The organism is Schnuerera sp. xch1, assembly GCF_019931165.1.
In the GTDB taxonomy this organism is placed as follows: domain Bacteria; phylum Bacillota; class Clostridia; order Tissierellales; family Tepidimicrobiaceae; genus JAIOUP01.
Window position 1 is genome coordinate 206,117 of the sequence record NZ_JAIOUP010000002.1, and the last position, 26,068, is coordinate 232,184.

General features: G+C 32.3%; 26 protein-coding genes and 1 other annotated feature. Of the genes, 6 read left to right on the top strand and 20 right to left on the bottom strand.

Annotation, left to right across the window (positions count from 1 at the left end):
• Positions 1-58: 58 nt before the first annotated feature.
• The gene (locus K8M07_RS03355; protein ID WP_223376472.1) at positions 59-544 is read right to left on the bottom strand and encodes a spore coat protein; all 486 of its coding nucleotides are present in this window, start codon (positions 542-544) and stop codon (positions 59-61) included.
• A gap of 139 nt (positions 545-683) precedes the next feature.
• A complete protein-coding gene (locus tag K8M07_RS03360; RefSeq protein WP_223376473.1) occupies positions 684-1,508 on the bottom strand; it encodes an undecaprenyl-diphosphate phosphatase in 825 nt (274 codons plus the stop codon).
• A gap of 458 nt (positions 1,509-1,966) precedes the next feature.
• Here K8M07_RS03360 and K8M07_RS03365 point away from each other — a divergent pair, with 458 nt between their 5' ends.
• Both K8M07_RS03365 and K8M07_RS03370 read left to right on the top strand, forming a co-directional pair.
• Positions 1,967-2,395: a Fur family transcriptional regulator gene (locus K8M07_RS03365; RefSeq protein WP_223376474.1), complete on the top strand. Its 429-nt coding sequence runs from the start codon at positions 1,967-1,969 to the stop codon at positions 2,393-2,395.
• A 52-nt stretch (positions 2,396-2,447) separates the two neighbouring features.
• Entirely contained in the window at positions 2,448-2,942 is a 495-nt protein-coding gene (locus K8M07_RS03370; protein WP_223376475.1) for a rubrerythrin family protein, read from the top strand.
• Between the two features lie 187 nt (positions 2,943-3,129).
• On the opposite strand, the gene K8M07_RS03375 is transcribed toward K8M07_RS03370, so the two are convergent.
• The 15 genes from K8M07_RS03375 to K8M07_RS03445 form a co-directional block, all read right to left on the bottom strand.
• Complete coding sequence (locus K8M07_RS03375) at positions 3,130-4,593, bottom strand: DUF445 family protein (protein WP_223376476.1); 1,464 nt, start codon at positions 4,591-4,593, stop codon at positions 3,130-3,132.
• Positions 4,594-4,978: 385 nt separating this feature from the next.
• Positions 4,979-5,728: a class I SAM-dependent methyltransferase gene (locus K8M07_RS03380; protein WP_223376477.1), complete on the bottom strand. Its 750-nt coding sequence runs from the start codon at positions 5,726-5,728 to the stop codon at positions 4,979-4,981.
• Between the two features lie 210 nt (positions 5,729-5,938).
• The gene (gene proS / locus K8M07_RS03385) at positions 5,939-7,375 is read right to left on the bottom strand and encodes a proline--tRNA ligase (protein WP_223376478.1); all 1,437 of its coding nucleotides are present in this window, start codon (positions 7,373-7,375) and stop codon (positions 5,939-5,941) included.
• A 56-nt stretch (positions 7,376-7,431) separates the two neighbouring features.
• Positions 7,432-7,679: a binding site (T-box leader), on the bottom strand.
• Between the two features lie 274 nt (positions 7,680-7,953).
• On the bottom strand, positions 7,954-8,580 hold the full coding sequence (locus K8M07_RS03390; protein WP_223376479.1) for a DedA family protein: 627 nt from the start codon (positions 8,578-8,580) through the stop codon (positions 7,954-7,956).
• A 173-nt stretch (positions 8,581-8,753) separates the two neighbouring features.
• Positions 8,754-9,389, bottom strand: coding sequence for a hypothetical protein (locus K8M07_RS03395; RefSeq protein ID WP_223376480.1), 636 nt, complete (start codon positions 9,387-9,389; stop codon positions 8,754-8,756).
• 11 nt (positions 9,390-9,400) lie between these two features.
• Positions 9,401-9,715 carry a PadR family transcriptional regulator gene (locus K8M07_RS03400; RefSeq protein ID WP_223376481.1) on the bottom strand — a complete coding sequence of 105 codons (315 nt, stop codon included), beginning with the start codon at positions 9,713-9,715 and terminating at the stop codon, positions 9,401-9,403.
• Positions 9,716-9,957: 242 nt separating this feature from the next.
• Positions 9,958-11,406, bottom strand: coding sequence for a serine hydrolase domain-containing protein (locus tag K8M07_RS03405; RefSeq protein WP_223376482.1), 1,449 nt, complete (start codon positions 11,404-11,406; stop codon positions 9,958-9,960).
• A gap of 122 nt (positions 11,407-11,528) precedes the next feature.
• Complete coding sequence (locus K8M07_RS03410) at positions 11,529-12,425, bottom strand: sensor histidine kinase (protein WP_223376483.1); 897 nt, start codon at positions 12,423-12,425, stop codon at positions 11,529-11,531.
• A 16-nt stretch (positions 12,426-12,441) separates the two neighbouring features.
• Positions 12,442-13,200 (bottom strand): ABC transporter permease, encoded by a 759-nt coding sequence (locus tag K8M07_RS03415; protein WP_223376484.1) that lies wholly within the window; start codon positions 13,198-13,200, stop codon positions 12,442-12,444.
• Positions 13,193-14,125, bottom strand: coding sequence for an ATP-binding cassette domain-containing protein (locus K8M07_RS03420; protein ID WP_223376485.1), 933 nt, complete (start codon positions 14,123-14,125; stop codon positions 13,193-13,195). Before K8M07_RS03420 ends, K8M07_RS03415 begins: the two co-directional genes overlap by 8 nt.
• An 80-nt stretch (positions 14,126-14,205) precedes the next feature.
• Complete coding sequence (locus K8M07_RS03425; protein ID WP_223376486.1) at positions 14,206-14,898, bottom strand: response regulator transcription factor; 693 nt, start codon at positions 14,896-14,898, stop codon at positions 14,206-14,208.
• 150 nt (positions 14,899-15,048) lie between these two features.
• Positions 15,049-15,522, bottom strand: coding sequence for a flavodoxin (locus K8M07_RS03430; protein WP_223376487.1), 474 nt, complete (start codon positions 15,520-15,522; stop codon positions 15,049-15,051).
• Positions 15,523-15,653: 131 nt separating this feature from the next.
• Positions 15,654-16,298, bottom strand: a complete 645-nt coding sequence (locus K8M07_RS03435) for a Vat family streptogramin A O-acetyltransferase (protein ID WP_223376488.1) — start codon at positions 16,296-16,298, stop codon at positions 15,654-15,656.
• Positions 16,299-16,405: 107 nt separating this feature from the next.
• On the bottom strand, positions 16,406-17,464 hold the full coding sequence (locus tag K8M07_RS03440; RefSeq protein ID WP_223376489.1) for an alpha/beta fold hydrolase: 1,059 nt from the start codon (positions 17,462-17,464) through the stop codon (positions 16,406-16,408).
• Positions 17,465-17,553: 89 nt separating this feature from the next.
• Entirely contained in the window at positions 17,554-17,994 is a 441-nt protein-coding gene (locus tag K8M07_RS03445; RefSeq protein ID WP_223376490.1) for a helix-turn-helix domain-containing protein, read from the bottom strand.
• 268 nt (positions 17,995-18,262) lie between these two features.
• Between K8M07_RS03445 and K8M07_RS12605 the strand changes: the two genes are divergently transcribed.
• From K8M07_RS12605 to K8M07_RS03455, 3 genes are read left to right on the top strand one after another with little or no spacing between them, the layout of a single operon-like run.
• Positions 18,263-18,400: a CD1871A family CXXC motif-containing protein gene (locus K8M07_RS12605; RefSeq protein WP_263282444.1), complete on the top strand. Its 138-nt coding sequence runs from the start codon at positions 18,263-18,265 to the stop codon at positions 18,398-18,400.
• On the top strand, positions 18,393-19,277 hold the full coding sequence (locus tag K8M07_RS03450) for a 4Fe-4S binding protein (protein WP_223376491.1): 885 nt from the start codon (positions 18,393-18,395) through the stop codon (positions 19,275-19,277). Before K8M07_RS12605 ends, K8M07_RS03450 begins: the two co-directional genes overlap by 8 nt.
• Entirely contained in the window at positions 19,255-20,301 is a 1,047-nt protein-coding gene (locus tag K8M07_RS03455; RefSeq protein WP_223376492.1) for a TlpA family protein disulfide reductase, read from the top strand. The genes K8M07_RS03450 and K8M07_RS03455 overlap by 23 nt, the downstream gene beginning before the upstream one ends.
• A gap of 249 nt (positions 20,302-20,550) precedes the next feature.
• On the opposite strand, the gene K8M07_RS03460 is transcribed toward K8M07_RS03455, so the two are convergent.
• Positions 20,551-21,204 carry a class I SAM-dependent methyltransferase gene (locus K8M07_RS03460; protein ID WP_223376493.1) on the bottom strand — a complete coding sequence of 218 codons (654 nt, stop codon included), beginning with the start codon at positions 21,202-21,204 and terminating at the stop codon, positions 20,551-20,553.
• A gap of 188 nt (positions 21,205-21,392) precedes the next feature.
• Here K8M07_RS03460 and K8M07_RS03465 point away from each other — a divergent pair, with 188 nt between their 5' ends.
• Complete coding sequence (locus K8M07_RS03465) at positions 21,393-21,968, top strand: TetR/AcrR family transcriptional regulator C-terminal domain-containing protein (RefSeq protein WP_223376494.1); 576 nt, start codon at positions 21,393-21,395, stop codon at positions 21,966-21,968.
• Between the two features lie 280 nt (positions 21,969-22,248).
• Here K8M07_RS03465 and K8M07_RS03470 read toward each other — a convergent pair whose 3' ends face one another.
• A complete protein-coding gene (locus K8M07_RS03470; protein WP_223376495.1) occupies positions 22,249-23,904 on the bottom strand; it encodes an alkaline phosphatase in 1,656 nt (551 codons plus the stop codon).
• Positions 23,905-24,386: 482 nt separating this feature from the next.
• Positions 24,387-25,985: an L-lactate permease gene (locus tag K8M07_RS03475; protein WP_223376496.1), complete on the bottom strand. Its 1,599-nt coding sequence runs from the start codon at positions 25,983-25,985 to the stop codon at positions 24,387-24,389.
• Between the last annotated feature and the right edge of the window lie 83 nt (positions 25,986-26,068).

Genomic DNA, 26,068 nt, shown 5'->3' on the forward strand with positions numbered 1-26,068 from the left:
TATATTTAAAGAGCACTACCAATAAGGTAGTGCTAGCATTAAATTTATATTTTTACTATCATTGTACATTGTACATACCTTTACTCTGCATATAGTTGAAAACACCTTCTCCATGCTGTTGTTCTTCTTTCTGTATATGATTAAGTGCATTACGAATATTTGTATCTCTAAATTCAAATATTGCTGTATCGTATGTGTTTGAAACATACTTTTCTGTCATCAATATGTCATTGCAGAGTGCAGCATCATTTTGATTATCCATTCCTGTTTTACCTGGAGCTTGTGTGCTTGTTTGTTGATTTTGCTGTTGTTGTCCTTGTTGCTGTCCCTGTTGATCCATATTAGGAACCTGCCCTGATAGTATCTGGTTTATTGTATTAAGATGCTGCTGCTCCTGTTCACCATATGTAGTAAACAGCTGTTTCAACTCTGGGTCTTGAGCCTGATTAGCATAATTAGTATACTTTTCTACACATACCTGTTCATGACTCTTTTGATCTTGTAAAAGCATTTTTTCTTTTTGAGTTAAATTAATAGACATCATTAAACACCTCCTAAAGATATTTTTACAAATCAGCAATAATATTATTCATACTGTTTGCTAATCCTAAAAATTATTGTACATAGATTTGTATATCCCTAGGGAACTACTTGAAAATAAATATAATATATTATTCACCAAATCATCTAGCTAAAATAAAATAGCTAATTACTAATATACCTAAAACAATACGATACCAACCAAATACTTTAAAGTCGTTGTTTTTAATATATCTCATTAAAAATCTAATAGCTATTACAGAAACAATAAAAGCTACAATCATACCAACCAATAAAATAATAATCTCCATGCCAGTAAAACTAAATCCAAACTTTACTAGCTTTAATGCACTTGCACCAAACATTACTGGAATAGACAAAAAAAATGAATATTCAGCAGCAATATGCCTTGATGTTCCAAGAATAATCGCACCAAGAATTGTTGCACCTGAACGTGATGTTCCAGGAATCAAAGATAATACCTGAAACATTCCAATTAAAAATGCAGTTTTATAGGTCAAATCATTAAAAGTTTTAATATTGCTTCTACGATATTTGTTGCGATTCTCAATAATAATAAACATAATACCATAAAATATTAGCGTAATTGCAACAGTTTGATAATTATACAAGTGTTCGTTCAACCAATCATCAAATAACAAACCCAATACTGCCGCTGGAATAACTCCTACAATTACTTTATACCAAATCTTTATAGTATCTATTTTTTCTTGTTTCAATTTTTTAAGTGAAAAAGGATTTAATTTGTGAAAATAAAGAAGGACCACAGCCATAATGGCACCTAATTGAATAACTACAAAAAACATTTCTTTAAATGCTTCTGAAGCATTCAGTTCAATGAATTCCTCAACCAAAATCATATGGCCAGTGCTACTAATCGGTAACCATTCTGTAACTCCTTCAACAATTCCCAAAATAACAACCTTCAATAATTCAATAATAGCCACGATATTTTACCTCCATATTACTAATTTTCTAAACAAATGTTAATAATAAAATTCTAAATTACACTTACCTAAACTTTCGTACAAAACTATATCAATTATGGATAAAGAATAAACCTACAAAGACAATCAATCCGTCAAAGCTGTAATTTGAGCAAATCCATATTCATAGCAATAGCCTCTCTCCATAATTATAAATAATATCATTTATTAGTTACTAGTGCAATGTAATGTTTTTATAATTGTTAGATTAGAAACATACACTATCCTATTAATTTATATGTAGATATCCTTATAAAATAACTTATTCCGACTATATAATGAAAGCAAAAATAAATTAAAATTCCACTTGACATTTTGTTAATTTAGAATTATAATTAATTTGTAATCGTTACAATATAGTAATTATTACTGATTTGTCTTTTTGATGTAATCCTAAATATATTAAGGATGTGAAACATATGAATATGACTTTGGAAGAGCTAACAAATAAATTAAAAAAGAAAAAAATTCGTCTCTCTTACCAAAGAATAAAGATTTTAGAATATATCAACAATCATAGGATTCATCCTACTGTCGATCAAATATATAATGATCTACGCAAGGAAGTTCCTACATTATCAAAGACAACAGTTTATAATACTTTAAATACATTGGCAGATTCAAATTTAGTAAAGGTTATAACTATAGGCGATAATGAAGCCAGATATGACGTCACAATTAAAAATCATGGACATTTTAAATGTGAATCTTGTGGTATAATATTTGACTTTAACATAGACTTTAATTCATTTAAAATAGATGGTTTAAGTAATTTTCAAATTAATCAAAAAGACATTTATTTTAAAGGACTATGTCCAAAGTGTATAAAAAAAGATGCTAGTGAATAAAGACAAAATAGTCTTTAAAAATATTAACTAATTTGAAATGGAGGAGATTTAAATGGAAAAAGGCAAAACACTTAATAATCTTATGGAGGCATTTGCTGGAGAATCGCAAGCAAATAGAAAATATTTAGCATATTCTAAAAAAGCTGAAGCTGGTGGAAATACTAATGCAGCTAAATTATTTAAAGCTGCTGCTTATGCTGAAACTCTACATGCACTTAAACATTTTGAGGTAGCAGATAAGGTTAGATCAACACCTGATAATCTTAAGGATGCAGTAGATGGTGAAACATTTGAATTTGAAAGTATGTATCCTGGCTTTATTGAAATAGCTAAGGAAGAAGGAAATAAGGCAGCAGTTCAAACCTTTACTTATGCTATGGAAGCAGAAAAGGTTCATGCAAAGCTATATAAAGAAGCTTTAGAGAATATTGATGAAACAGAAGAAGTATTCTACTATGTATGTCCTGTTTGTGGAAATATTGAAAAGTCAGTACCTGGAAAATGTAGTATCTGTAATGCTGACGGTTCAAAATTTATCAAATATTAATAAAGAAAGCTTCTATCGAAGCATTCGAAGGTAGTTTTTTTGAAACTCATAGACGGAAAGTTCATATTGATTAATGTTTTATAAGTAAGAACTTTTCTATTCGTTATAAAAGAGCTGAGAAACCTCTCAGCTCTTTTTGTATTCAGATCATTTCTGAATTAAAATAAGGAATCTGTCTTCTCATCCACTAGATCATCTGCAATAGCGGAGATAAAAATCCTATTATCCCTCCTAGCAATGCTCCAAGCCAAGTTATTGCTCTCAATTCTCTATGGGCTATTTCAAGTATAAGCTCTTCGGCAAAATCAAAATCATAACTATTTATCTGCTCTTCTACTACTTTAGAAATATTAAACATCTCCACTATATGAACTAATTTATTTTTTATAAAATTATTAAATATATTTATGCAAAATTTAATGATATTTGTAATTGAAGTTTCATTCATATTCTCAGCCATTGATGAAATAGGTTTACTTATTATAATCTCTATAGTATTATCTATAATTGCGTATATATTATTGTATAATGCTTCCGAATTTAGAATTCTTTCAATTTCATTGGATAATAAATTAAGCATATCATTCTGAATTTCTGATTCCTGAGATTTAATTTTTTTACTCATTATATCAAGAACTTCCCTCTGATTTTTTTCATTAGATATATATTCTAATATACTATCAGAAAGCTTTAATATTTCTTCTTCTCCAATTTTGGATAGAATCTCCTTAGATATATTGTCTACTCTGCTTTCCAGCATTTTATCAACTGCTGTCGTAATCATATCTGCAATATTCTCATTTATCTGAGGTTTGTTTATATATTCTTTAATCATACTATATACTTTATCAGAAATTACATCAGAATTCATAAATACAGCTATTATCCTGTTCATATTCTGAGACACATGGTTTTTAATTGATTCTTTAATTTTTATTTCCATTGTTTGATCATTAAACATATCTCTCAATATATTAGTAATATCTTCATCATGTTCTCTAATGAAATATTTAATAGTATTGATAAAATACTCTGGAACAATTTCATATAATGTTCTTTCATCTTGAGTTAATTCGATCAGCTTATCTTCTATACCACTTTTTAATAAATTTCTTGCCCCATTAGAAGTGGGTAGCTCAGATAAAAGCAATCCCAACTTTTCATCTAAAAAAGCATATAAATTTTCTATAGATTTACCTAAAATATTCTCCTTTATTAAATCCATAACTCCTTGCTTAAACTTATCCTTCCTGATTTCAGTACAAATAAAGTCTCCAATTTTATTTTTAATACCATTTAGCATATTATTATAATTGCCATAGCTCAAATTAGAGATAAAATATTTTATAGATCTATCTTCCTTCTTTAACTTATATATATTGGATTCAGCCCATCTTTTGATATAAACTTCTATCCTATTGTCTGATATAGAATTCATAATAATCTCGGGAGATAAAAGATAGACTCCTACCGTCTCTCCTACACTTTTGGCTATTCTGCTTCTTTCCTTAGGAATAAGCCCAGGAGTTAAAGGAATATGAAGTCCTAAAAACCTTTTTTCCTCATGAGGCTTAAATAACATCTTTATAGCTAACCAATTGGTAATATATCCGATAGTTGCTCCTACTAATATTGGTATTATAAATTTCACGCCAACACCTCTCATACTTATTAATATTTCCCCCATTTATATTTAAATTCATGAGATATACGTATTCATTATATAGTAAAAGTAGGTTGTCGCCAAAATCAATAACCTACTTAAAAAATCTTTGCTTATATCTCTTAAAATGTATTTTCCCTAATGCCTGGATATTTTAGGATTTAACTCATCTCATTTTCCTATACAAAAATTTTTAGAACTGATTCTCCAAAGAGATATCCTGCTCCTACAAATACCAGATTCCATACTAAAATGCCCATAGCAGGATATCATCATATTTGTTTTCCTTCATGTTTATTCCTCCATAAGCATTTTATTCGCCTATAACGCTGATTATATTGTGTAAATGCTAATATATACTATCAGTATATACTTAACCAACTCTCTTAGCTATGTAAAATACATAACTATAATATTCTTTAAACCTTGTATACATTTCGGCTTCAATTTTCCCTGCTTCAACAAATTCCTTTACTTCCTTTGAATAATTATATTTATTAATAAAAGCTTCCGACCTTTCAAATATCGGTTTGTAGTAATTATCTATCCAACAATGATCATCCAATGCAAAATGAGTAATCGGAGTATAACCACATTTCTCAATAATAGAAAGTTTTGTATCGATAGTGTCTATTTCAGAATAAGCATTTATCCAATATTCATCAATTTCAGAAGGTCTAGTATCTGTAAGCCATGAAATTTCTGAAACAGCAATATATCCATTATCTTTGAGATATTTTCTCCACTGTGATAGTCCTTTTTCAAAACCTATATTATATATTGCTCCCTCTGACCAGATCACATCAAATGATTTTTCCTCAAAGGGTAAACTGTCCATTGATAGACATTTTGTTCCAACGCGATTATTGAGATTTTTATCATCAATTTTCTTATTTAGCCTCCCTAAAAACTGAGGGAGCATGTCTACTGCTATTATATTTGCATTTGTATTCTGTGCAAGTATCATTGTCTGAGCTCCAGTCCCACAACCAATATCTAATATTTGAGAATGTTCATTTAACTGTGGTATGAAGCTAAGTGCCTTTTTAGTCGCTTCATCACTACCTGGGCCCTGTCGCTTTCCATCTATATGAAAATCTATAATAAGTTCTAATAAATCCATAATAGTCCTCCTTGAAAATTTTCTATTTCATTAATAATATCCTTAAGTATTTCAATCCATTCTCTTATTCGATCCATAAAACATTATTCCTCCCATGTTTAATCTTTTACTTTCCCTAATATACTCAAGCATTATTTTCTAATTAGAATTTATAACTACTTTTAATAATAAGAACCACCTAAAAGTGGTGGCTCTTATTATAATATTCAATTAATAAGCTTTTCCCCAATAAACCATATGTTTGGCTTCTTTTCCACAGCATACACAATGATCAGAAAGGTTCTCTTGCTCAAATGGAATACATCTAGCAGTAGCTCCTGTTTCCTCTTTTATTTCTTTTTCACAAGCTTCATCTCCACACCACATAGTTTTGATAAATCCTGGTTTTTCATTAAGAACCTTTTTAAATTCACCCATGCTTTGAACCACATAAGTATGGGCATCTCTGTGTTTTCTTGCTTTCTCTAATAGATCATTTTGGAATTGTTCTAGTATTTCAACTACTTTTGTTTCCAATTCATCCATAGACACGAATATCTTTTCTCGAGTATCTCTTCGAACCAATATCACTTGATTCTTTTCTATATCTCTAGGTCCTACTTCCAAACGCAAAGGAACACCCTTCATTTCATATTCACTAAATTTCCATCCTGGCTTTTTATCACTATCATCTAATTTTACTCTAGCAACTTTGCTTAATCTTTCTTCTAACTCATTAACTTTTTCCTGTACTCCTTCTTTATGGGCAGCAATTGGAATAATCACCAATTGAGTTGGAGCTATTGCTGGAGGCAATACCAGTCCACTGTTATCCCCATGAACCATGATAATAGCTCCAATAACACGGGTTGTCATTCCCCAAGAAGTCTGATGAACATATTGAAGTTCATTATTTTTGTCTGTATATTGAATTCCAAAAGCTCTGGCAAATCCATCTCCAAAGTTATGGCTAGTTCCAGATTGAAGAGCTTTTCCATCATGCATTAGACTTTCGACCGTATAAGTAGCATGTGCTCCAGCAAATTTTTCTTTTTCCGTCTTTCGTCCTTTTACTACAGGAATTGCTAATACCTTTTCACATACTTCCGCATAAATATTAAGCATCCTTATAGTTTCTTCCTCTGCTTCCTCTGCTGTTGCATGAGCTGTATGACCCTCTTGCCACAAAAATTCAAGAGTTCTTAAGAATGGACGGGTTGTTTTTTCCCATCGGACGACAGAACACCATTGATTATAAAGCTTTGGAAGATCTCGATAAGATTGAATCACATTGCTATAATGTTCACAGAATAAGGTTTCAGAAGTTGGACGGACACAAAGTCGTTCTGTTAACTTTTCACTTCCTCCATGAGTAACCCAAGCTACTTCTGGAGCAAATCCTTCTACGTGACTTTTTTCTTTTTGAAGTAGACTTTCTGGAATAAACATTGGCATATATACATTCTGATGTCCCGTTTCTTTAAACCTTTTATCCAACTGACTTTTAATATGTTCCCAAATGGCAAATCCGTAAGGCTGTATGACCATACATCCTCTTACACTAGAATAATCGATCAATTCTGCTTTCTTTACAATATCTGTGTACCATTGTGGAAAATCCACCTCCATAGACGTAATTTCCTGTACTAGTTTTTTGTCCTTCGCCATATTATAATCTCCTCTCTATATTCCTCATTTAAAAATAAAAAACCTCGAATCCTTATAAAAAGGACCGAGGTTATCGGCGGTACCACCTTAATTGATAATAAAATTATCCTCTTAAACCTAATAACGACAGGCAACCGCTGGTATCTACTATAAATCTCACATTTAAATAGGTTTATTTCTCTATAAATCACTTCGATCCAGAACTCTGAGACGGGTTCAAAATGCTCTTATAGAAATCTTTCAGCCTACGATTTCCTCTCTGAAATAAGGGGACATTTTTACTATTTCTCTTCATTGTTTTTTCAACAATATAACTTTAGTATATAATATGCTAGAAATTCGTTTCTGTCAAGGGATTTTATATCATATATAATATCGAGCATGCTATTCGTCTGTGTTAACTTTATGCATTATTTCTTGGATTACAGATGATTAATATTGGTTCTATGAAGATAGAAGATATCAAAATAGTCCATTTATATTATATTATTCCTCTAATTCCCATAAGTAAATCTCTTACATTTATTAAATGTTGCTACAACTGATCCTTAAATACTATACACTACAAGAGTATCATTCTATTTTTTATTATTGTTTTCTATAAATCTCTTCTTTATAAAAAGAACCCCAGCAACAAAAACAGTACTTGCTAAAATCATAATTGCAATTATAGAATAAAAATCTATATAAAAAACTATTGTTTCCCAAGCCTCTCCTGCAAATCTACCTAAATATATTAATATTACATTCCAAATAAACGTCCCCATTATCGTTAAAAATAAAAATTTACTAAATTTCATCTTAGAAATTCCCGCTGGTATAGATATCAAACTCCGTACAATCGGAATAAATCTACATAAAAATACTGCTTTATTACCATATTTGATAAACCACTTTCCTGCTTTTCTAACATCTCCTCTTTTTAAATGTAATATCCTCCCAAGTTTACTACCAAAAAAATTTTCAAGTCGCTCTATATTTAAAACTCTACCAAAAACATACAATATGACTGCTCCTAAAACTGATCCAATTGTAGCAGATACAACAACTCCCCATCTATCCATACTACTAAATGTAGTCATGAATCCTCCAAAAGTTAAGATTACTTCAGATGGTATTGGTGGGAATATATTTTCAACAGCTATTAGCAAAAAAATGCCAAAGTAACCAAATTGATTTATAATTTCTAAAATAATGTCTTCCATATTATTTCCTCCGTTCATAAATATGCTAATTAATTTGAGAAATTTTCATGTTTTTAACTGGTATTTAAGGTACTTAATATCATTAGGTATACGTAGAAAAATTTTTAATCCTTCAACTGAAAAGAGTTATACCATTTAAAGTAATGCTTTTAGGTAGCATAGCTCTTTTTCTATTAATAAGACATCTTTTTTTTAATAAAAATATCCATTAATTTATACAAAAATAATACAACTATAAAACCGATAGAATATAAATTAAACATAAAATTAATAGCTTTTAGCAAAAAAGAATCCCTTAAAATTGTGTTTGTAAAAATCCCTATTATTACTATTGCAGCTACAAATATTATAATATAACCAATAAGATAATAGTGAACAGGAAGTTCAAAAATTCCGTTATTTTTAGAAAGTGAAGTGAATTCTTTCACTTGAAACTGACCAATAGCAATTTCTATAGCTTCTTCTTCTGTTTTACCCTCTGATTCAAGATCCTTTACAAAATCATTTAAATACTCTTTAAGATCTTCTTTATCTTCTTTTTTCATTACTAGACTATTTACATACGTTTCAATATCATTATTTTTTCTGTATATTACACTAAGCTTTATATGATCAATATAATTTAAAATACTCCATACAAATGCAGTTACAATAGCTGTACCGTATGTTAACAATTCAGTTATTATATCTATATTTGGATTAATCTTATTATTATAAAGTGAAAATATGAAAATCAACATAGATATTATTAATAACCATGGATATCTAATATCTGATAAATCAAATACCTTCTTTACAAATATTTTCATAATCAAACCTCCTAAATAAATATTTCAACTATTTTCACAGTTTCTTTCCAGTCATTAATCAATTGAGATAATCGTTCTTTCCCTGACTCAGTTATTTTATAATATTTCCTACGGCCCCCGCCCGATTCATTTCCCCAATAAAAGTCAATAGCTTTTTGTTTTTCTAATCTCTTTAGGGCTAAGTACATGGTTGCCTCCAAAATCTCAAATAATCCTTCAGTTCGCGTTTTTATTGTCCTTGAAATTTCATAACCATAATTATCACCTTGATTTAAAACACTTAATATAAGAATGTCGATGGTCCCCTTTAACATTTCTTTATTCATAATATCTCCACCTTATATACTACTTAATAGTATTATATACTTAACTGTCATAAGTATACTATAACTACTTAACAATGTAAAGTAGTTTTTTAATTATTTTCATAGAAAATAATTTCATCAACCAATTTATAGCTCTAATTAAGTTATTAACTAAATTAACTCTAAAAACTATCAATAAAGATAATATCAATGTAATCATCAGTAATCAAACTTATTTTATCTACGACTTATATCTAAATCTATCAGCTTCTATTTAATTTTTTTCTATAATATATTCTCATAACTGTAACTATAACTCCAATTAAGAAAACTACAATTAAAAATAACATAACAGCTGGCCAGATACCAAAAACATCCTTAATTGTAGAACTATTGTTTTGTAGGCTTGGAACAATAAAAAACAACCATCCTATAAACAAGACTAAAATTACTTGAGGCATTAAACGAAAATAATATCTCCAAGTAGAGTATTGTTTATGTCTATTCGACCACCCTTTACTTCGTATAATACCTTTTACACCAAAGAACATGTATATTAATGTAATAAATCCAAGTAATAAATCTATTATCTTTGGTATAGGTGCTCTAGTATCGGGTGTTTGTCCTTCGATCAATTGAATAATTCCTGAACTAATCTCATAAGAATGTTCTAAAGTAGTCGTAAAGCTATTAAGCATTACAGCTACAGCATATCCACTAGAAGGTATGATGTCTTGTTGTGCTTGGATAGTTGATAACGCCCCACTATGAGAGATACGTGCTGGCTTAACATTTTGAGAACTTAAAGCCCAGCCAAGGCCGTATTTTTCGCTTCCAGGTTGAGGAGAATAGGATTCTTCTAACAATGATATTGACAGTAACCTTTCTCCATTCACATTTTTCCCATTATTGGTATGCATAGAAAGCCATTTCCCCATGTCAGATGCTGTTGAAATCACTCCTCCAGAACCAGCAAACATTTTTTCAAGCTCCGTCCAGGGAAGTGCAGTACCATATGCTGTTATATATCCTTGAGATAGACCTTTTACAGGATCACCAGAATTTGTAGCTGATAGAGTATCATCCATTCCTAGTGGAGAAAATATATTTTTATCAAGATATTTCGAAAATTCCATACCACTTATTACTTCTACCAATCTAGCAAGTATCCAATAATTAGCATTGCTATAAAAATACTTGTATCCAGGTTGCCACTTAAGTTTCCAGTTATGCAGACGGTCAATACCTGTTTTTATGGTGTTCGCTGGTGGCACAATCGTCGGATTCGGAATTCCTGATGTGTGACTTAACAAGTGTCTTATTGTAACTTTTTGCAATCTGGCATCATCCATAGTAAGCTCTGGTAAATGCTTTACAATTGGATCGTCTAAGCTGATTTTTCCTTCGTCAATCAATTGCAAAACTGAAAAAGCAGTGAACGATTTTGAAACGGAACCTATTCTCATTAACGACCTTTCTGTTAAGGGTTTACCTTCAGAATCATGCCCATATGCTTCTTCGTAAACTACCTTACCATCTTTTACAATTACAATTGAAGCACCAGGTAATCCGTTACGTTCCATGTAATTTGTGACAAACTCATCAATAGCTTCTCTTTCTATGATAGTATCAGCATTAACCGATAAAGGGTAAGAAAATATTGGAATTAAAAATGTTATTAGTACAAAAATAATACATAATCTTTTTTTCATTTAATAGCCTCCTGTCTGTTATAATTATAAATCTGTCACTAAGCGTCTACTATTCATATATAATCAATTATCTTTTAATTCAGTAGAAACTTTAACCTTTATTTTATTTAGATAATAACAATCTAAAGTTTAAAAATTACATCAATAATTAGAAATGAATCCTCAACATATGCTTCAATTTCTCCATTCATTTTGGTAACCAAGTTTTTTACAATAGCCAAACCCAAGCCTGTAGTTTTTTTACTTCTAGATTTATCAGCAATATAAAAGCGCTCGAACAATCTTTCAGCCTCTTCGTTATCTATATTGAGTGCATAATTTTTAAAGCTAATGCATACATGTTTTTCTTCTTTTACTGAAATAGATATATTTCCAGTTCCATGATTTAGATAGTTCTTTATCAAATTTTGAAAAATCCTTGTTAAGGCATCTTTATCTCCATAGATATAAATTGGTGTTGAAGGCATTTGGATGCTTGGTTCTTCGCCTTTTGATATGAAATCATGATAAAACAGAGAAATTACATTTGTAAGCACATTATTTACATTAACTTTTTCAAACTGCAATGGGTATTCATCAGACTCAATTCTAGTGAATTCAAAAAAATCATCCAGCATTGCAATCAATGTTTCTATGCGCCTTGTGATTATGCTATAATACTCAGCCTTCTTTTCTTTAGAAGTTTTCTCTGACTCCAGCATCTGAACATATCCAGCAATAGATGTAAGTGGAGTTCTCAAATCGTGAGATATGTTTGTTATCTCCTCTTTAAATTCATGTTGAGCCTTTGAAATAGCTATTTTTTCAGTTTTATAATAGTCAATGATATGATTTAATTGAATTGCCAGTTCATTAATCTCTTTCATTTTAATTTGGAGGTCAATTTTCATATTTGTATCATTATCTTTAATAAACTGAAGTTTCTTAGCAATATTTCTAATCTCCTTTTTATAAAGCAAAATATAGGCGGATAATACGCCTATTACTAATAGAAGTATAATAATAATTAGCCAAAGCATGAAACTCCCTCCAAATCTATTTTATATCCTGCTTCTTAAAAGTAAACCATCCTATGCCTGAACACAAAATCAGGTAGGATAAAGCTACTGCAATTGCTACCCTTATATCTACTGCCTGTGGATGGGGTAGAGCAGTAGGAGAAAAATTCATAATCAAAAATATTCTTCCCCAATCACTATTCTCAACTAATGTGCTTAAAGGAGGAACTATTACTAAACTTAATAATAAACTTACTGCCATTGTGCTTCCTATGTTTTTAATCAAAAATGCTATCATTAAAAATATAGACCCGTGGGCTGTATACAACAAGTCTTGAATTATCAGCATTCGAATAAGAAGCATCAAATCATATATTGAAAAAGAACCATATATGCCAAAAACAAAAATTGATGTAATTCCTGTAGTAAATATAGCAACAAGTAACATTAAAATTGTACCTATAGATACTGTGATTAATTTAGACATATAAACCTTCGTATGACTAAAGCCTAAGGAAACAGAATCTTTAATTGTTCCTGTGCTATACTCTCCTGTTATAAGCATTGTAATAAATATGGCTTGAAGCGCAGGTATAAAGTATGGTAAAAACGCTTGTTCTTCAAAAAGCATATATATCCAGTGGAATGTACTTGGGTTAAGCTGCTCTTTCATATGGGCGGAGGACTTAAAGTCTATTATAATATAAGCTACAACAAGTGCAATAATCGCCAAACAAATATAAAATGACTTACTGCGTCTTAATTTATATAAATCAGCTCTTAACAAATTAAGCATGATTATTACCCCCCATCAATTTCATAAAATACTCTTCCAAGTCATCACCTTTTGATTCAATGGAATATATTTTTACATCATTTTTTGCAAGCTCTAAGCAGATTTCACCAGACATATCCAATAAATTATAGACCTTAATTATATTGTCTGGTAATACCTCATAGTTTGTTGTTTTAAAAATATCTTCTAAAACGAATGAAGTCTTAGCACTGTCACTTACCTTTAAACTCAGGTACTTTCTACACTTTAGCTGCAATTCCTTATCTGTAAATTCCTCTACTAGTGTTCCGTTATTAATTACTCCATAGCGTGTTGCTAGTTTAGACAGCTCTCCTAATATATGGCTCGAAATTAAAATTGTTATACCTTGTTCTTCATTAAGTTTTTTTAAAAGTTTTCTCATCTCCACAATACCTTCAGGATCAAGTCCATTTATTGGTTCATCAAGTATGAGAAAATCCGGATTCCCAAGTAAGGCAAGAGCTAAGCCTAGACGTTGTCTCATCCCTAAGGAAAAGTTCTTAACCTTTTTCTTGCCCACATCTGATAATCCTACTGTTCCCAATATACTGTTTATAACCTTTTTATCAGGTATTCCTAGTAGCTTGCCGCGAAGTTTCATATTCTCAAATGCCGTAAAATCGGGATATAAGGCAGGATGTTCAATTATACTACCTAGTCTAGGCCGTCCAGCTTTAATATTCTTTTCACCTTTTTGAGAAAATAATTCTATTTCGCCTTTTGTTGGTGTAACAAGTCCTGTAATCATTCTAATAGTTGTTGTTTTTCCAGCACCATTTCTGCCAATAAACCCATATATATCCCCTTTTTTAATCTTCATATTTACATTATAAACTGCAGTATTATTTCCATATTGCTTTGTAAGTCCGAAAGTCTGTAAAATATATTCATCCAACTTAAGCACTCTCCTTATTTAGTTTACGATCTTATTATGAAGTATAGGGTTTAAAAATACATAAAATAAGTCTAAAGAAAGTCTAAAGTTTACTCGCTCATCTTAAATCCAATTCCCCAAACTGTTTGTATATATTCCTCTGAAGGATTTGCTTTCGCAAGCTTTGAACGAATATTGCTAATGTGAACATTTATAGTATTATCATCCCCAAAAAATTCATCATTCCACACATGCTCATAAAGATTTGATTTGGTAAATACCTTTTTAGGATATTTCATCAATAATTCTAGAATTAAAAACTCTCGTTTTGTAAGATTTACAGGAGTATCACTAACCTGTACCGAATAGGTTTCTATATCTATAGTTATATCCTTATAGGTTATTTTATTGTTTTCACTATTAATGCTTGAAGAGCTATTATACCTTCGCAACTGCGCTTCAATTCTTGCCAGCAGCTCATCATTATTAAAGGGCTTTACTATATAATCATCAGCTCCTGACTTCAACAGATTGATTGTTGAGGCTTTATTGCTCTTTGCCGAAAGTCCAATAACTGGAACATTGCTGTGTTTTCTAATTTCCTTAAGTACCATCTCTCCATTAAGCCCTGGAAGCATAAGATCAAGCAGTACCAGATCAATTTTATTATTAAAAACCATTAAAGCTTCAGTACCTGAATAAGCTACTTTTGTATCATAACCATTCTGCTTAAGCAAATCACAAATCATATTGTTTATATCATTATCATCTTCTATAACCAATATTGAAACTCCATTATTCATTACGTTTACACCTACCTAAAGTTAAATATTAATTTATATTAACTTACATTAACAATACTTACAAGCTTCTTTTCTATTTTACCACTATTTTTTACCATAGAACTACAAAAAATTAAGACCTATAAAAAGGCCTTAATAAAAGCTAATTTATCATTGTTCATATCCAATTGTCTCAAGCCATCTTTTGATATCTTCAGATTCAACAGTACCATTTACCGCAATACCAGGTAAAATGATAGATTCTGTACATTCTTTAGCTATATCATTTTCAATTTGACCAAATCCACCGCCTCCATGAGTACAGAAGGGGATTATTGTTTTCCCTTTAAAATCATGTTGCCTAAGAAAACTCAAAACTGGTGGAGATAATGTTTTAAACCAATTCGGTGTACCTATAAAGATTGTTTCATAATCATCTATTGACTCATTACCAGATATTAGCTTAGGACAAAATCCTCGAGAAATTTGATTTCCCACTTCTTTAGTGGCTGTATTATAATTAAAGGAGTAATTTTTATCAGGAATCAATTCTCTCATACTGCCATCAGTCTGTAGTGCTATTTCTAATGCTAAATTCGCTGTGTTTTGAAAAAGCGAATAATAAACAATCAATGTATTTTTCATATATATTACTTCCTTTCGTAAAATTCTTTCTACACTATATTACTTTTATAATGAATATATAATACTCTATATACTTTCGTCATAGTCAAGTATAAATTATAGCAAAATCTAAGCTTTTTCACAAAATCATATCAATATTTATACTGTCTCATTAATTGATATAACCCATCTTCTGAAACTAACATTTCAAGGTTATTAAATATCTTCTCTTCGTCCCAGTTCCACCACTGGATCTTTAACAAAAATTCAATCTTTTCATCACTAAAACGCTTTTTCATAAATTTAGCTGGATTCCCTCCATATATTGTATAGGGTTCAACATTTTTTACTACAGTTGAATTGCTGGCAATAATCGCACCATCACCAATTTTAACTCCCGGCATAATGGTTACATTTTCACCTATCCAAACGTCATTACCAATCACTGTGTCACCCTTGAAGGGCAACTGTTCTATTGTTGGAGTTACCTTTTCCCATCCACCTCCAAAGATATTAAAGGGATAGGTTGTAATTCCATCCATTTTGTGATTTGCACCATTCATAATAAACTTAACACCTTCTGCAATTGCACAAAATTTCCCTATTATGAGCTTATCTCCTAAAAATTCATAATGATGTTCTATATTATCGTAAAATTTCTCAGGAGATTTTTTATTATCACTATAATAAGTGTATTCTCCAATCTCAACATTAGGTCTCTTAGGTAGATTACTTATAAAACAAACTGTCTTCATATTTTCATTTGGGTACAACTTTTTCTTATCTGGTCCTATCATATAGTACTAGCTCCTTTCTAACTTTTATAAAACAATTATTTTTTTCAATACCGTATAATACTCTAGCCTTCTGAATATTTTTATTAGAAACCTATATTTATCCTTCACTACTTTACTGTTATTTCACTTAGAAAATCCTCCATTATTTTAACAAATTCTTTTGGCTTTTCAAAATGAATATCATGACCAGATTTTATTGTTATCATCTTGCTCCCTTCAACTAGATTCTGAACCCGTTCTGCATCCTCGTCACTATTAGCAGCGTAGAGCACTCCATCATCACCGTACATAGTCTGTGCCTTTATATAAGTAGTAGGAACATCAATTTTTGACAATGTATCTTCTTGATTGAAACCTTCAAACCAATCACCTGTATAAAATGCCTCTGAAAATTGTAAATCAAATTCATCCAGATAAAGTGTTCCATGAAGCCACTTATATGGTACATACCATAACTTTAATGGTTCTCCTGGATGCCCTGCTCTATATTTTCTTGCACTATTTGCAAGGAGTGTTCTTAAATCTCCAAATAGTCCCCACATATAGCTGTTCTCCAGAGAGTAAACTACATAGTCCTCTGATTCAGATTGATTCAAAAAACTATGGGCGACCTTCATACTTTCATGCCACACAAATGTGTTCTGCATCTCCTCTGGTTCAACACTGAAAAATGGTGGATCCTCTAAAACAGTTCCCAACACAAGCTCTGGTGCATTCGCAGCAACCCAAGCTGCTAAAATCCCCCCTGAAGAATGGCCTGATACTACAGTTGCTTCACCAATAATATTTTCAATAAACCATATGAAATCCTTACCCATTGCTACTCCTGAGTACTTTGTAATATCATGGCTAGATTTTCCATGCCCATGACAATCTATAGCATATACATGATAATTTTTAGCAAGGTCAGGTAGAACCCTTGAATAATCCTCCCACTTCATCGATTGACCATGTATTAACAAAAGAGGAGGCCCGTTATCCGGTCCTTCTGCATAATTTAAAACTGTTCCATCATTCAACTTAACCCTCTTTTCTTCATAGCCTGCCTTATAGGTTCTTTTCAGTGGCCTTTTATCATAATTCATATTGATATATGCATAAATACTAATAGCAATGATTGTAATCACAATAATTACACCTATAAATATAAAAACTTTCTTCATCATATTATATAATTTCACCTCTTCTTCTTGATCCGTGCTTTTATTATTACCTTCCATTATTTCTTAACAAAAGTACTTTAAAATTTTCAATCCTATTCACTATCTTCATTCATTCCCTGGACCTTTATTATTTCTTGAGCAAAATTCAGAAAAACATCATTCTTAATAACTGCTAAACCTCCCTGTGCCTCATCCCCTAATACTATTAGACTATCTCCCGCTGAGATTTTGAATATATCCCTAGCCTTTTTGGGAATTACAATTTGTCCACGTTCTCCGACCTTCACTAATCCAAATATATGTTTTCCCTTGGGTTGAAGTCCAACACTATCACTTTCTTCATTGTAATTAACTAAATCATCTAATGTGACTCCATATAACTCTGATAGCGCTATGCAATTGTTTATGTCAGGTATTGTTTCTCCATTTTCCCACTTTGCAACAGCTTGTCTAGAAACCCCTATTTTATCAGCAATCTGCTCTTGAGTATATCTATGGGACTTTCGTAACTTTTTTAGATTCATACTTATCATACTTTTACACTCCCCTCTCAATTATTATATCCAATTTATTCAGAATATCCACCAACTTAATATAACATTCAATGTTGTGTTTAGTTTACATTTCACCTAGTCGATTCGTGAATTATTCCTATTATCTAGAAAATTTTACATCTTTCACACAATTTATATACAACTAAGCAACAACTGTCTGTTAGCATGAAAATGTTAGTGATAAATTCTATTATGTCCAAAGAGTTTTATGGACATGGGATAAAGGGGTGTATTTATGATAAATAAAATGAAAATACAATTTGTGCAATACTCCGTACTCTTTCTGGCTGTAGCAGTTTTGGTGATTGGTATATTGAATCGAGAATATGAAGCAGTGTTTAATAAAGCTATAAACATATGTCTGGAGTGTATCGGTATTGGTTAAAAAATTCAAACGTACTATTATACAATGCTTGTCTTCCGTTTTAATGAATGCCAATATCACCGGGTTTTGGAAAGGTAAGATATACACCGGAAGAAGTAAAAACCTCTGCCTACCAATTCTGAACTGTTATTCCTGTCCTGGAGCGCTCGGTGCTTGTCCTATCGGTTCACTCCAAGTATCGGCAGGATGTTCGACTTACGGTATATCCTTTTATGTAATTGGGTTTTTGGCTCTTATGGGAGTATTGTTTGGCAGGCTTCTATGTGGGTTTCTCTGTCCCTTTGGGTTTATACAGGATCTTTTGCATAAAGTTCCCTTTCCAAAACTGAAAATCCCACAAAAGCTTGACCGAATTATGCGGCTTGGCAAGTATCTGGTGCTAGCATTCCTTGTATTGCTGTTGCCATTATTGGTGGCAGATTCCTATGGGTCAACGATCCCGTATTTTTGCAAGTACTTATGTTCCGTAGGTACTTTGGAAGGCGGTATTCCTCTCGTCAGCATGAACAAGCCTTTGCAGGCTACTATTGGCTGGTTATTCTCATGGAAGATATTTGTTTTAGGGATTGTTTTCCTTTCCTCCATGATTATATATAGACCGTTCTGCAAGTACCTTTGTCCCTTGGGAGCTTTTTATGCACTGTTCAATCGTTTTAGTTTTTATCGATATTACATAGACTGGAACAAATGCACTAATTGCGGGGTATGTAGCAAGATTTGTCCAATGAATGTAGTACCTGTGAAATCACCAAATCATGCAGAGTGCATACGTTGTGGTTTATGCAAGAATAAATGTACTCAAAATGCAATCCAAGTAGAAAAAATTACTGGAATACACTTTAAGGAGGAAAATCATGAAAAAAATATTCAAAAGTAAAATTCTTACAACTTTGTTATACGTATTCATGCTCACCATGCTCTTAGCTGGTTGTACACAAGGTGAACATTCGAATGATGACCAGAGCTCATCGCACCAAGTAGATAACTATGATTATACCGGTTATACAGATTATACGGACCATGGCTTGGGCATAACACTGAAACTGCCAAGCAAATATCTCGATAACGAAACTATTATACCAGGGAAATACGAAATCATGTTTGGTGATATTTCTCTGTTAGGTAAGGATATTCCCAAAGATGAAACTGATCCTTCCGACCATATGGATCTATTCTTCATGCCTCAAGAGGGCGAATACTGTCTATTCAGAGTTTTGGCATATCCCGCACAAAAATGGGATGAATGGATAAATTCTGGGGAAAAAGCAACGGACATCACAGGTAGTACGCTCTCTGAGGAAATATGTCGGAAAGACGGAACTGTATATATATATGATCAGCCTATAGTTGATACCTCCACCTTTGATTCCAATATGAAGGAATATTATGACGAGTTCATACAAATGCTCCCAGCTATTAGGGCTAGCATTAAACCCAATACGGTAACGATGAGTGACCTTGGTTCGTTTTATACAAATGATCTCAATGGCGAAACAGTTGACAGCTCCATTTTTTCAGAGTATAAACTTACGATGGTCAATATATGGGCAACCTTCTGTAGGCCATGTATTAAGGAATTGCCCGATTTGCAGAAAATGAGCAAAGCCATGCCGGAGGGCACGCAGCTGATTTCTATTGTAGGCGATGCGAATGATGACGAACACTTGAAACTAGCCCAAAATATTGCCAAGGATACAGACGTTTCTTTTACAAGCATCGTACCTGATAATGCACTGAAGCAATACCTTGACAATAATATGGTTGCCTATCCAACCACATTATTTGTGGACTCGGAGGGAAAAATTGTAGGAGAACCTATCATTGGCGAACGGGATATGTCTGTATACGAAACGATACTGAATGACAGATTAGCTCAAGTAGATTCCCAATCCAATAGATAACACGCTATACGCTAGCATATACTGACATGAAAATATCCCCGTCAAACTTGCGTTTTTTTATTTGGCGGGGATTAAATCTTATATGTCCAAAGTTAGACTCTTCCCAGCAGATCTCCTAACCAGCTTAACAATTCATTTGCGGTTGTTTCAATGGATATATCGCTTTTCTCCCTGATAAAATTAATATTATTATAATATTTAATCCATAATATCTATAAAGAAATATTTCAAGCCTAACCCCTTTTTATTTTATTTGAAAAGATAAACATATAAACTAATATCTTCCTTTTTAATATTATAATCTTTAAAGGGTGTTTCTTTTAATAATGTCTCAAATTCCTCTTTGGTATATGCACCCTTTCTCAGAAAAGTCATAAATGAAAATTTCACGAAATATTTATCAAATCCCTTCATTTCACTTATTTCATTATTAATATCTTCATTTGTTGTCTCACGGTTCATATCGATTATTAAAGATGTTCCTCCTTGTTTTAGTACTCTATGCATTTCACACAGTACCTTAACAGGCTCTTTAAAATTCTTAAATGCAGCACTACAAACAATAAAATCGAAAAAATTATCCTCGCAAGGTAAATTCGATGCATTACCTTCTTTAAAATCTACTGAAACATTTGCTTCTTTTGCATTATTTCTTGCGATTTTTACAAAATCGGGGCTTATCTCTACACCTGTTACATTAAAACCTTTCTTGGCCAATTCAATAGACAAATAACCTGGACCAGGCGCAACTTCCAATATATTAGCATCTGCACTAACATGTGATGTAACTTCATTAGCATATCCTTGCATTTCAACAAGCCTACTTTTACGAGTATTTCTATCATACCATTTTGCAGCTAAGCCATAAATACCGATATCTTTGTTTTTCCTGATATTTTTCATAATAACATTTCACCTTGCTCATTCTATTTACTATACTAATCGCTTAATCTCGCTTTTTGTTTTATTGAAAATCTTATAATAATATAATATAATAAGGTTGCCTAACATCGTTAGATGATTACAATGTTAGTATAACACCTAACATCGTTAGATGCAATATATTTTAAAAAAGTCTTTGAGGTGATTTTATGTCTATAACAAAAGAAGCAATCATAAAAGCATCACTTGATATATTAAATCGTGGTAGAATAGAAAGTTTATCAATGCGCACCCTTGCAAAGGAATTAAATATAAAGGCAGCGTCCTTATATTGGCATATCAAAAGCAAACAGGATCTATACGATTTGATTGCAGAACATATTACTCAAAAAATATCTCTACCCAAAACAATAGATGATCCGAAAGAAGCATTGACTATCCTTGCTCTAGAATTTAGGAGAGTTCTATTAGAAACCAGAGATGCAGTAGATATATTTGCACAGTCTATTCCAAGAACACCAAATAGAATAAAAATCATTAAATTTGTTTTAGATGCACTAACCAAGTACGGGGTTTCTGATAAAAACTGCATAACTGCTGGAAATCTGATAAATAACTATATCCTATCATTTGTAGCTGATGAAATTCGTGCAAAGCATATTTCTCCAGAAGAAGCTAAAAATTTTGAGTTGTTTTGGGGCGAGCAATATGAAATGAATTTGGATTTTGAACAACAATTCCTATATGGATTAAGAGTATTATTTGCCGGGTTACTGGTTAAATAAAATTTAAAGTTATATCAAAATTGAAACTTTGATTGGAATAATTAATATATAATAGAATAAATGGAAAATCGGAGAGTTCTTGCCTTTCACCATGCTTTATCAAATTTTGAAGAATCCGGCATGGAAGTAGCAGAGGTACTGACAAAGTCATATACTTTAATGAAACAGAAGTAGTGGAAATTAGCATTCCGAAGCTAAGTTTTTTCAGAAAGCTACCATTTAAGTAAACAACACAGCATACGTGGTTTTTTAAACCTACGTATGCTATATAACTATACTTTTATTTTATTAACTCAATAACGTCATAAGATACATACCACTTCTCTATATCAAGTTCATCGAATTCACCCGTATATACTATGACTCCGGGAAGTTGGATTTGTTTGCCGTCAACAAAAGCAATATCTTTATTAACCGGGAGTTTTATCTGAATATTACCTTTAGTTACTACAAGAATTGGGTTTTCAGGGTCTTTAGAATCCACTTTTAGGGTTGCACCCTTGGCGGTAAAAGCTTCATAAGCATTGACAAATAATCTTTCTGTTGTTTCCGCTAAGTCTATGTCTAATACCTCTTGCATGTATTTATTTATATCGGCATTGTCAATTACGCCGCAATATCTATATCCTTTTGGGTGGTACATATAAAGTACCACATCATTTCCGGCATGCCCGTGACTGGTCCATCCGAGTAATGCCCGGCTACTGATAATAGGGCCGACAACTTCATCTACCGCATCAGCTTCTGCTGCCGCAATGGCGTGAATTTCATCTTCTGTAAGATCATCAATTCCAAAAAACTCTTTCATAACTTCTGTAATATTTGACCTGTCGCTATTTAGCTTCTTTTCTAGTCCTTCACCAGTAACTTTGGCTTTTTTTAGAGGTTCTATAAAAGCTGAAATATGTTGAATATCATAATCCTCATCCAGGTTCCCTATGCTCATGCCTCCAGTGAAGTGATCAGCGGCAACCACTATCGCTGTATTCTCATCATTTAGAGCAAAGTCTAAAGCAACTTTTACTGCATCATCGAAGGCTATTACATCGCTAATAACACCAACGGGATCGTTAGCATGAGCTGCCCAATCTATTTTACTCCCTTCTACCATAAGGAAAAAGCCGTCAGAATCCTTAGATAGTATTTCAAGAGCTTTTTGAGTCATTTCTGCCAAAGTCGGTTCATGTTCTGGTCTATCTAATTCATAAGCCATATCAACCGGTGCAAACATACCCCAAACTTTGTTGCCTTTGATTTTTGAAAGTTCATCTCTTGTGGTTATATACTCATAACCTCTCTGCTTTAAAGTAGAAAAAAGGTTTTCATTGTCCTTACGCTTTTTTAAATAATCATAACCTCCGCCGAACACTACATCTATACTATTGAATACTTGTTGTTCAATTAATAACTCATAATCATCTCTATCTGGATAATGGGCGGAGAAACCAGCTGGTGTTGCATGAGGAATTTGACAAGTTGCTACAAGACCGGTGGCAAGTCCTTTTAGCTTGGCAGCTTCTAGTATATTAGCTACTGGGCGTCGTTCTTCTCCAGGTTCGATTGGATCAAGACCGGGCATATTAGCTACATCTGGAAGAGTACCAACAAATCCACTGTGTGACTTATGACCTGTGGCCATTACTGTAGCTGCCGGAGCAGAGTCTGTTATGGCTGAATCAGATGCGTGAGTTCTGACAAGGCCGCATGCTATTTCATCCATAGTAAGGAGCTCTCCACCTTTATACCATCTCGCAAGTGTTGTGTGAGGAAGTCCCATTCCATCAGGCACCATCAAAATCATATTTTTAACTTGTTTTTGTTCTGCAGGTATTTCCGGAACACATAACTGTTGGGCTGAACCAATTCCGGTTATAGATAACAAAAGAACTAGGGCTAAAACCATTGCAACCAAACGTTTGTTAAAAAATTTCAACATAATTATTCAACCTCCTAAAAATTTTTTTAAAAAAAGATTGCCTTTAATTTTAAAGGTATGCTAATAATTGGTAATTTATTATAAAATATAAATTCAGACTCATTTATTTAAAGAAAAAATAAAGGCCTTCTACATTGTAGATATTACTGTTATAAGTTTTGGAATAACTTGTTTTTTCAGGATACTCCATAGAACAGATAAAAGTTTTTAAAGGTTATTGCTTCTATAAGTGTTAGCTTCCCATTATACAGAACATCAGATGCAAAATTAGAGTTAATAAAAAGGTCAACGAATTTGTCGACCTTTTTATTCTTACACAATTACTGATACTCCATCGCGAATCACTGTAGTCTTTGCATCTTCCCTTTTTTCTTTTTGACAATCACTAAAACCTCTTCAAGGTTTTTGCATGGGTCATATGCACATCTCTTATTAAGAATATGATAGATTACACTGATTAATGTATTAACCTTTTACTGTACTTATAATATTATCGCATTTACTATAAAAATCTCAATTCCTAGTAATATTGTATATCCCAAGCAATAGGGCACTGTGGAATTTAAAATTTTCCCTTCATTCCCCACTAATCCAGTTGCTGAAGCAGCAATTGCAATACTTTGGGGAGAAATCATTTTCCCCGCTGAAGCCCCAACAGCATTTGCTGCTGCTAGCCACGAAGGATTAGCGCTTATCTCAACCGCTGTTTGCTTTTGTAACTGTCCAAATAATATATTAGCTGAGGTATCACTACCAGTCACAAATGTACCAATAGCACCAATAAGAGGTGAGATGAAGGGATATGCCCTACCTGCTATACTTGCCAGTGAAATAGCTATTATAGATGTCATTCCACTATATCCCATAAGTTTAGCCATTGCTACTATACTAGATACTACTACAATTGTGGGAACTAATTGCTTAATTGTAGCACCAAAGGTTTTTATAAGATCTCTAATCTTCTTGCCTTTTTTCCCTTGAACTAAACCACCAATTACTGCTGAAATAAACATTAATGTTCCCGGAGTAGTAATCCATTGAAAGCTTACAGGCCTTCCACCAGGACCAAAATACAATTGAACTTTTGAAGCTATCTCTTGTAATGACATTAATTGAGGAATAAGATTTACTGACATAATAAGTATAAACAGTACAATATAAGGTGACCATGCTATCAATTGCTGTCTTGCACTAATGTCTTTTATATTATTTTGAGCAGTAGCAATTTCCTGCTGAGCATCTCTTTCCTGTGGAAAGAGCCATACATTTTTAACAGGACGTATTTTTACATATACAACAGTGCAAAGTAGAGAAGCTAGTGAACCCGCAATTGCTGCTAACTCTGGTCCTATATATACAGCTACTAATGTTTGTAATATGGCAAAGGAAAGTCCACTTACTAAAGATACTCCTAAAACCTCCTTTAAGGATTTAAAAGATTTTGTTAATACAAGGATAAGTACTGAAGGCAAAATAATGATAAAAACAATTAATTGATAAGATACAAAAGCTGTCAATTCATTCAACGGTAAGTTTGTTACTTGAGCCAATGTGATAACAGGAATTCCTATTCCTCCAAAGGATACAGGTACCGTATTAGCGATAAGACAAATAACCGCTGCAAATACTGGATTGAAACCAATTCCTGCTAGTAAACTTGCAGGAATTGCAACTGCAGTACCAAAACCAGCTGCTGCTTCTAAAAACCCACCAAAAGCAAAGGCCAGTATTAAGACTTGAATTCTTCTATCAGGTGATATATTAGAAAGAGTTTGATTGATAATATTCATTCCACCGGTTTTAACAGTTATGTTATATGTGAAAATCGACGCAATAATTACCCATATAATAGGCCAAAATGCTGTTAAGATTCCTTCTATGATTGCTTCCCCTGCATAAACAATAGGCATTTTCCAAACTGTTATGCTCAAAACAAATGACAGAATTAGCGCTAGCACTGTAGCTTTATAAGCCTTCATCTTTAAAAAGCCTAAACAAACTAAGACACATAATATAGGTACAAGCGCCAAAAATGTAGAAAAAAACATATTGGATAGCGCATCTCCTATAGGTTGCCACATAATAACCCCTCCTTATAGTATAAAAGTATTTATCTGCACTCTCATTTCTAAGAAAATAAAAATAGTTCAATTTGTTGTACTAC